Raw genomic sequence first — 13,791 nt, 5'->3', positions numbered from 1 at the left:
TTAAGGAAAATCGCGCCCGAGGAGTTTCATGGCGGTGTTCTTCAAACGACTGTTTCAGGTGATTGCGGGCTTACTGGCTTTGGTGATCGTGATTGTCGCCGCAGCGGTCATCCTGATCGGCTATACCGATGCCGGCGCGAATTTCGCCGTCCGCCAGATCACCAAACGGATCGCCTCCCCGGATTTCGCCGTCCATGTGGGTCGCGTCAGCGCGCCGCTGACCGGCAATTTCACCGTCGACAGCGTTACCGTCTCCGATATCAAGGGCCCCTATGCCACGGTCGAGGGCATTGCGCTTGACTGGTCGCCGATGGCGCTCTTCAGCGGCCGCTTTGCCGCAGAAAACCTGTCGGCGCGCACGGTTTCGCTTGCCCGCCTTCCCGTTCCGGGTAAGCCCGCGCCGGAAAAGGCGCAGTCGGATGGCGGCTTTTCCCTGCCGATCGGCATTGACATCGCAAAATTCGACTTCCCGCAGATCGACATCGCCGAGGCCGTTGTGGGCGAAGCCTATCCGCTTTCCGCCTCCGGCCATGTGAGCGCCGTCTCCGACCGGATATCGACCGCGCTCGACATCGAGCACCGCGCCCGCGCCGGCACCTATGTGAAGGCCGATATCGATTATGCGCCGGGAGAGAATGTCCTCGATATCACCGCCGAGGTGAACGAGCCGGAAGGCGGCATGGTCGCGACCCTGCTGAAACTGCCGGGCACGCCGGCGCTCAACATCGCGATCGACGGCGACGGCCCGCTTTCTGACTGGAAGGGGCGGCTGACCGCCGCGCTTTCCGGCGAGCGGCTCGGCGAGATCGATATCCGCCATCAGTTGAATGAAAAGGACGAGCGCACCGTGACCGTCACCGGTCAGGGCGAATTCGCCGCGCTGACGCCGCCGGAATTCCAGTCGCTCGTCGAAGGCCAGACCGGCATCGATGTCCAGGCGACGCTTTATCCCGGCGGGCGGATCGCGATCGGCAGGGGCCAGATCGAGACTGGCAGCTTCGTACTGAACGCCTCAGGTGCCTATGATCCGAAGGGCGAAAACGATCTTGAGGTCGCGCTTGAGGGCGTCAATGGCGGTTCCGTGCCGTTTTCCATGGCGATGGGCGATGACGGCACGCTGTCGCTCTCCCTGGAAAACGCCAGCATCAGCCTGCACGGGGCGGCGGAAAGCGCAGACCTTTCGGCATCCGTCACTCTGTCCCAACTCTCCCTGCCGCAGCTTTCGACAAGCGGTGTTTCGATGGCCGCCAACGGCAAGGGCTTCAACCTTGCAACTCGCACCGGCGCTTTCAACGCCGGGCTTTCGCTTGAAAGCCTTGCATTCACCGATGAAAGCCTCGACCGCATGATCGAGGCACCGCTTTCGCTCAAGACGCGGGTGACGCTTGCAAAAGAGAGCGTGAAGCTTGACGATATCGCGCTTGAAAGCGGCAGCATCGGCGCCACCGCCAATGTCGACTACGACGTTGAGTCACAGGAGGCGACCGGCCACGCCAAGCTCTTCGTGCTCGCCGACGCGCTTCCCGACGCGGCTGCCGGCCTGATCGACGACATGACCCGGATCGAAAGCGATTTCTTCCTCTCGACCGCTTCAGGGGCCGTGGCGCTCTCCAATCTCGAAGTCGAGAACGGGCTGCTGACCGCCGGCGGCGATGTCCGCGTCAGCGGGGGCACGATCGACGCCACGCTGAAAGCAACGGTTGCCGAGCTTGGACGGCTCGCGCCGCAGGTCAAAGGCTCGGCCGTGCTTGACGCCACGATCGGCGGCGAGCTGACCGCGCCCGAAATCGACGCCACGGTGAGAGCCGACAGTCTCGACATCACCGGCGAGACGCTTGAAAATTTCGTGGCCACGATCAAGGGCAAGGCGGACATGTCGGCACCCACCGGCGCGCTCACCGCCAAGGGCAGCTATGCCGGCGCGCCGCTTTCGCTGTCGGCAAACGTCACCTCCAATGAAGGTCAGATCGAGATTGCCGGCATTGACGGCGCGGTTGGCGGCAACACGCTTTCCGGCGACATCATCCTGAATGAAAAGTTCCAGCCCGCCGGCGGCATCAGCTTCGATTTCCCGGACCTGAAGCTGCTCGCCGGCCTTGCCGGCCAGAAGGCCGAAGGCGCGATCTCCGGCCGCGTAGAGCTCGACAACGCCAATGACAGGCTCGGCCTGTCGATCGACGCCAGAAGCGACAGCATCACCACCAACGGCATAACGGCAAGAAATCTCGACGCCGACATGACGGTCGCCGATGTCGCCGCGCTGAAGGCAAGCGGCAAGATCACGCTCGGTTCCGTTGCCGTCGCGGGGCAAACCATCACCGACATCACGCTTACCGCCAGCAACCAGGACACGACCACGAACTTCGACCTCGCGGCCCGCTACGACGGTCAGCCGGTATCGCTGGAAGCGGCCGTGAACCGCGGAGATACGCTGACGATCGATCTCAGGCGCCTCGAGGGCTCGCCGATGGGCCTTGGCCTCCGGCTTGTCGAGCCCGGCCGGATCACCATCGCCAACGGCACGACCAATATCCAAAGCCTGAGGCTCGGGATCGGCGGCGGCACGGTTGCCGTGAACGGCAGCGTCGGCGACAGGCTGAACCTGACGGCCAATATCAACGGCGTCTCCGCCGCGATCGCCAACCAGTTCGTCCCCTCGCTCGGGGCCAGCGGCACGATTTCGGGCACGGTGATGGCGGGCGGCACCACGGCCAACCCGACGGCCGACTACAATCTCCGCCTCGACAACGGCAATGTGGCCCAGACGAGCGCGCTTGGTGGACAGCCCTTCAACATCACCACAACCGGCCGCTATGACGGCAGCCAGGTGACGACCGATACCACGATCACCAATGCGCAGGGCATCAATGCGCGCGCGACCGGCTCGGTCGGGCTCACCGGCAACAGACCGCTGAACCTCTCGATCAATGGTCGTCTGCCGATGCAGATCGCCGCAGCACTTGCCGCCAATTCCGGTTTCGCCATTTCCGGCAATGCCGATGTCAACATGACGGTGGGCGGCACGCTGGCGAGCCCGAGCTATTCCGGTGGCGTCGACCTTGCCATCAGCGCGCTCACCGACATCAGGCGCGGCATTTCACTCAACGATATCGGCGGGCGCGTCTCCCTTTCCGGGGACCGGGTGCAGATCGACGGCATCACCGGCAGACTTGCCGCCGGCGGCACGCTGACGATCAGCGGCAGCGTCGGCCTGACTGGCGGCTTTCCCGCATCGCTGAAGCTCGTGGCCGACAATGCGGTCATCAATGACGGACGATTGCTGACGACCACGGCCAACGGCACATTGACGCTGGAAGGGCCGATCCTGACCCAGCCGACGCTTGCCGGCCGGCTGACGCTGGCCCGCACGGCGATCGTCATTCCCGACCGGCTGCCGGCGTCGATATCGCAGATCGATATCGTGCATCAGGACGCGTCGAAGGCCGTGCTCAGACAGGCGGAGGCGCTTTCTCCGCCTCAGGCCAGCGAAGCGCGCTCCTCGATGGCGCTCGACCTGACCATTTCGGCACCCAACGCGATCTTCGTGCGCGGGCGCGGCGTCGACGCCGAGCTTGGCGGCAATGTGCGCATCACCGGCACGACCCAGGATCCGATCGTCAGCGGCGGCTTCGACCTCATCCGCGGCCGGCTTTCGATCCTCAACCGCAGGCTCGATTTCACGCAAGGACGGATTACCTTCGGCGGCGCGCTGATCCCGATGATCGACTTGAGGGCCAACACCAATGCCGGCTCCACCGCGATCACCATCGCGCTCGAAGGCGTGGCCAACGACCCGCAGGTGAAGCTGAGCTCCGTGCCCGCGCTGCCCGACGACGAAATCCTGGCGCAGTTGCTGTTCAACCAGTCCTCATCCCAGCTTTCCGCGCTTCAGATCGCCCAGCTCGCCGATGCGGTGATCCAGTTGACGGGCGGGACCGAACAGTCGCTGTTCGGCTCGATCCGGGACGTGCTTGGCGTCGACAACCTCGACCTGACGACGGATTCAACCGGCAATACCGCGGTCAGCGTCGGCAAGTACTTGAACAGCAACACCTATCTCGAGGTCGAGCAGAGCCGGGATACCGGCACGCGGGCGAGCGTCAACATCGATATCGGCCGCAACTTTATTCTGAAGGGAGCGGCGGGATCCCGGGGCGAGGCTTCCGGCGGCATTTTCTACGAGAAGGAATACTAGTCCCGTCCATCCTCGGCCACGAGACACGCCCCAAATGGCGGTTTCTGCTCCTGCAAGAAGCCTGCCGGAAGCGCTCGCCAGTTGAAAAGATGGCGATAACATGGCAATCGAATAGCCAGAGCGACGGAAGCGTCGGATATCAGGAGGCATGCCCTTGACCAGCGAGCATAGCGCGCCCGAAGCCGCGGGGCAGCCCTCCCTTATCGCCTTCGTCAGACGCGAGCGTGTCCTCGGCATTGCCATCGTCACCAGCATCATCGCCTTCCTGTTCGAAGACAGGCTGTTTCACGACATGGGCCACCCGGTGAAGCTTGGCTTTCTGCTCGCCTGGTTCTTTTTCGTGATTCTGGCATCCGCCGTCGGCGTCGTGCGCCATGCCGAGGCGGTTTCCGCGCGGCTGGGCGAGCCCTTCGGCACGCTTGTGCTGACGCTGTCGATCACCGGCATTGAGGTGTTGAGCATCACCGCCGTGATGCTCAACGGCGAGAACAACCCGGCCCTGGTGCGCGATACGCTGTTTTCGGTCGTGATGATCATCATGGGCGGCATGCTGGGCATTTCGCTGCTGCTCGGGGCGCTGCGCCATCGCGAGCTCACCTTCAACCTGCAGGGCGCCAACGCCTATCTGGGCGTGATCATTCCGCTCGCCGTGTTCAGCCTGATCCTGCCAAACTTCACCCGCTCCACCGAAGGGCCGACCCTGAGCGACCTGCAGAAGGTGATGGTCGGCCTGATGGCGGTTGGGCTTTATTTCATTTTCCTGATGATGCAGATGGGACGGCACCGCGGCTATTTCTCCCAGCCGCTTGAGGAGGACGAGGAGCACGCCGACGAGCACGAAAAACCGTCCGGACCACTGTGGCTGAGCGTCATCCTGCTGTTCTGCTACATTGTGCCGGTGGTCTATCTCGTCGAACAGCTCGCCAAGCCGGTCGACTATATCATCGAAACCCGCGGGGCGCCCGGCGTGATCGGCGGGGTGCTGATGGCCATCCTGGTCACCACGCCGGAAGGCATTGGCGGGGTCCGGGCCGCCCTCAACAAGCGGCTGCAATCCTCCGTGAATATATTCCTCGGATCCGTGCTCGCCACGATCGGCCTGACCGTGCCGATCATGCTTGCGGTTTCGAGTGCGCTCGGCCTCAATCTGCAGCTCGGCCTCGCGCCGACGGACGCGATGCTTCTGGTTCTGATTCTGGTCGTCAGCATCGTCACATTCTCCAGCGGGCGCACGAATCTTTTGCAGGGCGCAGTGCATTTCCTGCTGTTCGTCGCCTTCCTTCTCTTGATCTACAGGGGATAACCGAAAGGACCGCCGACAGATGCCAAAAGCAAGCCAATGCCTGAAACCGCACCGTTGGGGCCTTCTTTTTGCATTATTGCTTGTTGCATTGTGCGGATCGGCCGTCCCGTCCCTCGGCCAGCAGACAGACGAACCGCTACAGATCAGGGTTGGCTACCGCGTGCTGCCGCCCTTCATCACCAAACACGACGACGGAACGCTTACGGGCATGGCGAGCGAACTCTGGCGGGAGATCGAGGACGGCTTCAACATCAAGCCGACCTATGTCGAATATGAAACCGTCGCCGACCTGCTCGCCGCAACGGCGGCGAGAGACGTCGACGTGGCCGTCGGCGCTATCTCGATTACCGAAGAACGCGCCGAAATCGTCGATTTCACCCAACCCTGGTTCGATTCCGGTCTGCGCATCATGATCGATAACCGGACCACTTCCTCGCTGGTCAATGTCTGGAACGGTCTCGCCGAGGCCGGTTACCTGCGCTACTACGCGTGGCTGCTCGTGTTCATCCTCATCGGCACAATCGGCCTGACGGTGTTCGACCGGCACTTCGACAAGAATTTCCCGAAGCGCTGGCGCGACGGCGTGGCGGAGAGCTTCTATGCCGTGATGCTGGTGGTGACCCGAGGCACGCTTCCGGCCCGTTCCAAGCTTTTCGGCTGGTATGGCAAGATTTTCTCGGCCTTCTGGCTGATCATCGGCATCGCCGTCGTTGCCTATATCACGTCTTCGGTTACCAGCGTCATGACCAGCATCGCGATCACCGGCAGCATTACCGGACCGGATGACCTGCCGGGTCGCACCGTCGGCGTCTTCAGGGGATCGACGGCAGAAAACCGGATGCGCCGCAACGGCATCGACTTCATCACCTATACCGGCATGGACGATGCCGTCACGGCGCTGCGCGGCGCCGAGATTGACGCGATCGTCGGCGATGCGCCGGTGCTGGAATATTTCAAGGCCCAGAACCCCGAACTCGGGCTCGATGTCGTCGGTCGCATCTTCGCGCCCGACAAATTCGGCTTCGCCCTGCCCTATGGCCAGGACACGCTGATCCAGCCGATCACGGTGCGCCTTCTGGCGCTGCAGGAGGATGGCGTGGTGCGGGAGCTCGCGCAGCAGTATTTCGGCAATGAGCGTTAACGAGGATTCCGAGGCGGCGGCGCTTGCCGCGTGAGAAACCGCCGCCTTGAAATCGCGTCCGGCCTGTCCCAAGTCAAATGGAAGATTGAAATCCCTCATGCATAGCAGACCACCTTCTCGCGGGCCTGCGCAATTCATTTTCCATTACGGGAGACAACAATGGCTGACAAAATCGCCGACAAGGCCGGCACATTTTCGATCGGCGGCAAGCTGAAGGTCAATCGCCTCGGCTATGGCGCCATGCGGATCACCGGCAAGGGCATCTGGGGCGAACCCGATGATCGCGAAGGCGCTATCGCCACGTTGAAGCGTCTGCCGGAGCTCGGCGTCGATTTCATCGATACCGCCGACAGCTACGGCCCCGACATTTCCGAATGGCTGATCAAGGAAGCGCTCCATCCCTATAACGAGGTAAGGATCGCCACCAAGGGCGGGCTGACCCGCACCGGGCCGAATGTCTGGCTGCCGGTCGGGCGGCCAGAATATCTGCGCCAGCAGGTTCACAAGAGCCTGCGCAATCTGGGCGTCGAACAGATCGACCTCTGGCAGCTTCACCGCATCGACGACAAGGTGCCTGCCGACGAACAGTTCGGCGCGATCAAGGAGTTTCTCGATGAGGGCCTGATCGCCCATGCGGGGCTATCCGAAGTGTCGGTCGCCGAAATCGAGGCCGCCAACAATATCTTCCCCGTCGCCACCGTCCAGAACCGCTACAACCTAGTCGACCGCACCAGCGAGGCGGTGCTGGATTACTGCGCCGAAAACAATATCGGCTTCATTCCGTGGTTCCCGCTGGCAGCCGGCGACCTTGCCAGCAAGGGCTCGCTGCTGGACGAGATCGCCACGAAGCACGGCGCCGCGCCGAGCCAGATCGCGCTTGCCTGGGTGCTGAAGCGCAGCCCGGTGATGCTGCCGATCCCCGGCACCTCCAACGTCAAGCACCTGGAGGAAAATGTCGCGGCGGCCAATATCACGCTGTCCGACGAGGAGTTCGCAGCGCTCGATGCCGAGGGCAAGAAGGCCTTTGAAAAGGGGGCCTGATCCGCGACCTCCAAAGACCACAGCGCCGCCGGCTGCATTTTCGCCTTGCCGGCGGCGGAAATATCGTCAACCCTGACGAAAACGGGGATTTCCTGCCATGAAATACGTCAAGCTCGGCCGCACCGGCCTCGATGTCTCCCGCCTTTGCCTTGGCTGCATGACCTATGGCGCGCCCGACAAGGGCAGCCATCCATGGTCGCTTACCGAGGAGGAAAGCCGGCCCTTCATCCGCAAGGCCGTCGAGGACGGGATCAACTTCTTCGATACGGCCAATGTCTATTCCGCCGGCACCTCGGAGGAGATCGTCGGTCGCGCGCTGAAGGACTTCGCCCGGCGCGAGGAAATCGTGCTGGCCACCAAGGTGATGAACCGCATGCATGAGGGCCCTAACGGCGCGGGCCTTTCGCGCAAGGCGATCATGCAGGAAATAGACAACTCGCTGCGCCGGCTCGGCACAGATTATGTGGACCTCTACCAGATCCACCGTTTCGACTACGACGTGCCGATCGAGGTACGCTGGAAGCGCTCCACGACGTGGTGAAGGCCGGCAAGGCGCGCTATATCGGCGCCTCCTCCATGCATGCCTGGCAATTCGCCACCATGCTCGCCACCCAGAAGGCGAATGGCTGGACAAAATTCGTGACCATGCAGAACTACGTCAACCTGCTCTACCGCGAAGAAGAGCGGGAAATGCTGCCGCTGTGCGAGGCCGAGGGCATCGGCGTCATTCCGTGGAGCCCTATGGCGCGCGGCCGCCTGACCCGGCCTTTCGACACCGCGACCAACCGCACCGAAACCGACGAATTCGGCAAGACCCTGTTTGCCGAAACCGCCGACGCCGACCGCAAGGTGGTCGAGGCCGTCGAGGCCATCGCCGGAGAACGCGGCGTGCCGATGGCGCAAGTGGCGCTTGCCTGGGTGCTATCGAAAAAGGTCGTCTCCGCGCCGATCATCGGCGCCTCCAAGCCGCATCACCTCGATGATGCCGCGGGCGCGCTGGAACTCTCGCTCACCGAGGACGAGATTTCGCGGCTCGAGGCGCCCTATATTCCCCACCGCGTCATGGGCTTCAAATAGCAGCCGGCGCGCTATTTCGACCGGGTCCCCGGCACCGGTCAAGCCGGGTCGAAGACCGGTTGCGGCAGTGATTGCGCCCGCCGGTTGAGCCCGGGGGAACTTTCGTGTTAGTAAACCGTTAACCATCAGATGTGTCCCGCCTCTGGCAGGACACTGGCGGGGAGGCTTTGTCCTGGCACGGGGAGGGTGTCATGACATGACGCGCGCGCGGAACGTATTACCGTTCGACTGTGCGCCGGAAGGCCCCCGCCACCTCTTCCCTCGTGGGTCCCGGCCTCGGCCGGGAAACAGTCCCGCCGCCGCTTGCGCGGCATTCCCTCCCCAAGACCGTTCACTGCGGTGGCCACGCCGCCGCGCCTTCCAGGCAATTCCGCCTGAGCGCAGTTTATCGGAGGAGATAACATGCAGAAGACAGCTTTCATCCTGGCCTCGCTGATGGCGACCACGGCGCTGCCCGCGACCGGCTTTGCGGCGACGGAACTGACGATGTGGTATCACGGCGCCGGCAACGAGACGGAATCGAGCATTCTGAAAAACATCGTTTCCGAGTTCAACGAAAGCCAGGATGACTGGGAGGTGGTGATCGAGAGCTTTCCCGAGGATTCCTACAATGATTCCGTGACGGCGGCGGCGCTCGCCGGAAACCTGCCGGATATCATCGATGTGGATGGCCCGATCATGCCGAACTGGGCTTGGTCCGGCTACATGCAGCCGCTGCCGATCGATGAATCGAAGCTTGAAGGCTTCCTGCCCGGCGCGATCGGCGAATGGGACGGAAAGATCTACTCCGTCGGCCTGTGGGACGCAGCGCTGGCGATGATGACGCGGCAGTCCTATCTCGACAAATATGACATCCGCAAGCCGACGCTGGAAGAGCCGTGGACGGCCGAGGAATTCGATGAAATCCTTGTCAAGCTGAAGGATAGCGGCGATTTTGAATATCCGCTGAACCTCGGCATGGCGGATGCCGGCGAATGGTACACCTATGCCTTCCTGCCCTTCCTGCAATCCTTCGGCGGCGACCTTGTCGACCGATCCGACTACCAGAGCGCCGAGGGCGTGCTGAACGGCGAGGCGGCGATTGCGTTTGGCGAATGGTGGCAGTCGCTGTTCGAGCGCGGTCTGGCACCGGGACCGAGCCAGGACCCGGCAGACCACCAGAACGGCTTCATCAACGGCGATTACGCCATCGACTGGAACGGCAACTGGACGGCACGCGCCAAGCTTGATGCCTTCGACGACGTGGTGTTCCTGCCCGCACCCGATTTCGGCGAGGGACCGAAGATCGGCGCGGCGAGCTGGCAGCTCGGCATTTCGGAATCCTCCGAGCATCCGGAGGGGGCCGCTGCCTTCATCGAATTCGCGATTCAGGACCAGTATCTGGCGGATTTCTCCAACGGCATCGGTCTCGTGCCTGCCACCCAGGCTGCCGCCGATATGTCTGACTTCTATAAGGAAGGCGCGCCGCTTGCCGTGTTCTACGGTCTTTCGGATGCGCAAGGGTCACTGCGTCCGGTCACGCCCGGCTATGTGGTGGAGACCAGCGTGTTCCAGAAGGCGATCGCCGATATCGCCAATGGCGCGGATGTCGCCGACACGCTCGATGGCGCGGTCGACGAGATCGACACCGACATCGACCGCAACCAGGGCTACGGCCACGGCGGTTAAGGGGACAAGGGGCTGGCTTCGGCCGGCCCTTTTGTTTTGTCTGGGGGCAGCATGAGGGTGAGGCACCCCCAATCTCCCCCCTTGAGGGGGAGATGTCGCGAAAGCGACAGAGAGGGGTACAGGGCATAAGCCGCTGACGCCCTGCTCTCGGAAAGGGTTCACCCCTCTCTGCCCTGCCGGGCATCTCCCCCTCAAGGGGGGAGATTGGACTGTGGCAAGGCATCGTTCGACCTAAACGCGCGGATGTGGAGGATAGGCAGGCCGTCGGCCCCGCCGAAACCTCAGTAGAAGGACAGACACATGAGCCGGAAACTGACGGAGAACAACGGGGCGGGGTGGGCTTTTGCGGCGCCGTCGATCCTGCTGATCGGCCTGTTCATCATCCTTCCGTTCTTTCTGGCGATCGCGTTTTCGCTCACCGATCAGCGACTGATCTCGCCCAATCCGACGCGCTATGTCGGCGCGGAGAATTATCGCGATCTGCTGGGCCTCAATATCATCAAGCTGGAGCCGGAAACCGCCGATGACGGCACGCTGGCGCGCGATGAGGACGGCAATCTCGAATATCCGCGGGTGCGTTCCCTCACCCGCTCCGACGACTATCCGCAATATTTCGGCATGCGCGAATGGTTCCGGGTCCATGCCGGCAACACCGCCTATGTGGTGGTGGCGCGCGATGTCGTGTTCATGCGGGCGCTGGTCAACACGCTGATCTTCGTTGCGGTCACCGCGCCCGTGCAGGCCGGGCTGGCGCTCGGGCTTGCGCTCCTGATCAACCAGCGTATACGCGGCGTGAATGTGTTCCGCGCCGTGTTCTTCATGCCGGTCGTGGTGTCGATCGTGGTGGTCTCGCTGCTCTGGCGGTTCATCTATGACGGCAATGACGGGCTCTTGAACGCGCTGTTATCCGGCCTGACCTTCGGTCTGTTCCAGCCGGTGGACTGGCTCGGCAACACCCATACCGCGCTCGGTTCGATCATCGCCATGTCGATCTGGCAGGCGGTCGGCTTCCACATGGTGATCTGGCTTGCCGGACTGCAGACCATACCGCCGACGCTCTACGAGGCCGCGGCCATCGAGGGCTCGTCGAAATGGCAGACCTTCCGCTACGTCACCTGGCCGGGGCTCCGCAACACCGCCGTTCTGGTGCTGGTGGTGATCACCATGCAGGCCTTCGCCGTCTTCGCCCAGATCGACGTGATGACCAAGGGCGGGCCGCTCGACAGCACACAGACGCTGGTGTTCCAGGCCGTCGAGCGCGGCTATGGCCGGCAGGATATCTCCGGCGGCTCGACCATCTCGGTGGTGCTGTTCGTGCTGGTGCTCGCGATCTCGCTGGCGCAGCGCTATTTCACGCGGGAAAGGAACTGAGCCATGGCCGCCATTTCCAACGATAATCACGGCCTCAGGCTCGCCGTCCGCTATCTCGTTCTGGTGCTGGTGGCGCTGGTGTTCCTGCTGCCGCTGCTGTTCATGGTGATGTCGTCGCTGAAGCCCGACCAGCAGCTCCTGAACGACACGTCCTCGCTGCGCGCCTTCCTGCCGGTCGGCGATATCAGCCTCGAAAATTACGCCGGCGCGTTCCGCCGCGCGCCGATCGGCCTGTTCGTGTTCAATTCGGTGATGATCACCACGATCACCGTGCTGGCCTCGCTGTTCCTCTGCTCGCTCGGGGCGTTCTCGTTCACCTTCGTGAGGTGGCGCGGCAATGCGGTGGTGCTGTCAATCGTGCTCGCAACGCTGATCATCCCGTTCGAAACGATCGCCATTCCGCTGCTTCTGTTCGTCTCGCGCCTGCCCTGGATCGGCCTCGAGGGATTTTCCTGGGGCTGGCTCAACACCTACCGCGTCCAGATCATCCCGTGGATTGCCGATGCGCTGACGATCTTCCTGTTCGTGCAGTATTTCAAGGACCTGCCGCGCGAGCTGATCGAGGCCGCGCGCGCGGAAGGAGCGAGCTGGTGGCAAATCTACCGCCGGGTTGTGATGCCGCTTTCCGGCCCGGTGATCGCCACCGCCGCCATTCTGAAAGCGCTGAAAATGTACAATGAACAATACCTCTGGCCGCTGATCGTGGTGCAGGACGAGGCCCACCGGCCGATCATGGTCGGGCTCGGCTATTTCTTCCAGCTCAACGTGCCGTGGGGCGAGGTCATGGCCTATCTGTCGCTGATCACCGTGCCGGTGCTCGCCTTCTATCTCGTGCTGCAGCGCGCATTCATCGCATCGATCGCATCAACCGGCGTGAAGGGCTGAGGGAGAACGAAATGGCAGAGCTGTCACTCAAATCGGTCCGCAAATCCTATGGCAAGGTCGAGGTCATCAAGGGCGTCGATCTCGACATCAAGGACGGCGAGTTCGTGGTTTTCGTTGGCCCGTCCGGTTGCGGCAAGTCCACGCTTCTAAGGATGATCGCGGGGCTTGAGGATATCACCGACGGTACGCTGGAGATCGGCGGCAGGAAGGTGAACGACCTGCAGCCCAAGGAGCGCGGCATCGCCATGGTGTTCCAGACCTATGCGATCTTCCCGCATATGTCTGTGCGCGAAAACGTCGCCTTCGGGCTGACGATCGCCGGCGTGCCGAAGAAGGAAAAGGAGGAGGCGGTGCAACGCGCGGCGCGCATCCTGCAGATGGAGCATCTGCTCGACCGCCGCCCCTCGCAGCTTTCCGGCGGCCAGCGCCAGCGGGTGGCGATCGGCCGCGCGATCGTGCGCAATCCCTCCGTCTTCCTGTTCGATGAGCCGCTCTCCAATCTCGATGCGGCGCTCCGCATGGACATGCGCATGGAGATCGGCAAACTGCACAACCAGCTCGACGCCACCATGATCTACGTGACCCACGACCAGGTGGAGGCGATGACGCTTGCCGACCGGATCGTGGTGCTGAAGGATGGCGTGGTCCAGCAGGTGGGCACGCCGATGGAGCTCTATCACGAGCCCGCCAACCTGTTCGTCGCCGGCTTCATCGGCTCGCCCTCGATGAATTTCATGGATGTCGATATCGTCGAAACGGACGGCGAGGGCATAACCGTCAGGTCGGAGGCGCTCGACCCAGTCACCATCCCGAAGACCCGTTTCGACTTCGCAGGCAGGACCACGGCCCGGCTGGGTCTGCGCCCGCAATATCTCGATGTCGTGGAAAGCGGCACGGCCGGCGGGCTGCACGGCAAGGTCACGCTGGTGGAACGGCTCGGCACCGAAACCGTGATCAATGTCGAGCTCACCCGCGGCGGCAGCATTGTCGCAGCACTCGCCGAGGATCGCCCGCTTGCGACCGGCAGCGAGATCACGCTGGTGTTCGATCCGGAAAAGGCGCATCTGTTTCCAGTGGAAAGCGAGACGCGCAAGGCTTCAGCTTGACGCA

General features: G+C 62.9%; 8 protein-coding genes and 1 pseudogene. All 9 read left to right on the top strand.

Annotated elements, in window-relative coordinates:
- The first annotated feature begins 28 nt into the window (after nt 1–28).
- A complete protein-coding gene (locus V6765_RS16475) occupies nt 29–4,195 on the top strand; it encodes a translocation/assembly module TamB domain-containing protein (protein ID WP_448430672.1) in 4,167 nt (1,388 codons plus the stop codon).
- 148 nt (nt 4,196–4,343) lie between these two features.
- Nucleotides 4,344–5,498, top strand: coding sequence for a calcium:proton antiporter (locus V6765_RS16470; RefSeq protein ID WP_448430670.1), 1,155 nt, complete (start codon nt 4,344–4,346; stop codon nt 5,496–5,498).
- A 19-nt stretch (nt 5,499–5,517) separates the two neighbouring features.
- A complete protein-coding gene (locus tag V6765_RS16465) occupies nt 5,518–6,639 on the top strand; it encodes a transporter substrate-binding domain-containing protein (protein WP_448430668.1) in 1,122 nt (373 codons plus the stop codon).
- Nucleotides 6,640–6,798: 159 nt separating this feature from the next.
- Nucleotides 6,799–7,680, top strand: coding sequence for an aldo/keto reductase (locus tag V6765_RS16460; RefSeq protein ID WP_448430666.1), 882 nt, complete (start codon nt 6,799–6,801; stop codon nt 7,678–7,680).
- 97 nt (nt 7,681–7,777) lie between these two features.
- Nucleotides 7,778–8,757: pseudogene (locus tag V6765_RS16455) on the top strand (aldo/keto reductase).
- 402 nt (nt 8,758–9,159) lie between these two features.
- Nucleotides 9,160–10,425, top strand: a complete 1,266-nt coding sequence (locus V6765_RS16450) for an ABC transporter substrate-binding protein (protein ID WP_448430664.1) — start codon at nt 9,160–9,162, stop codon at nt 10,423–10,425.
- Between the two features lie 300 nt (nt 10,426–10,725).
- A complete protein-coding gene (locus V6765_RS16445) occupies nt 10,726–11,796 on the top strand; it encodes a carbohydrate ABC transporter permease (protein WP_448430662.1) in 1,071 nt (356 codons plus the stop codon).
- A gap of 3 nt (nt 11,797–11,799) precedes the next feature.
- Entirely contained in the window at nt 11,800–12,681 is an 882-nt protein-coding gene (locus V6765_RS16440) for a carbohydrate ABC transporter permease (RefSeq protein WP_448430660.1), read from the top strand.
- A gap of 11 nt (nt 12,682–12,692) precedes the next feature.
- Entirely contained in the window at nt 12,693–13,787 is a 1,095-nt protein-coding gene (locus V6765_RS16435; RefSeq protein WP_448430658.1) for an ABC transporter ATP-binding protein, read from the top strand.
- Nucleotides 13,788–13,791: the final 4 nt, after the last annotated feature.

Source organism: Martelella sp. FOR1707 (assembly GCF_053484265.1).
The sequence above is the reverse complement of the archived record's forward strand: the minus strand, read 5'-3'. Positions and strand labels throughout refer to the sequence as shown.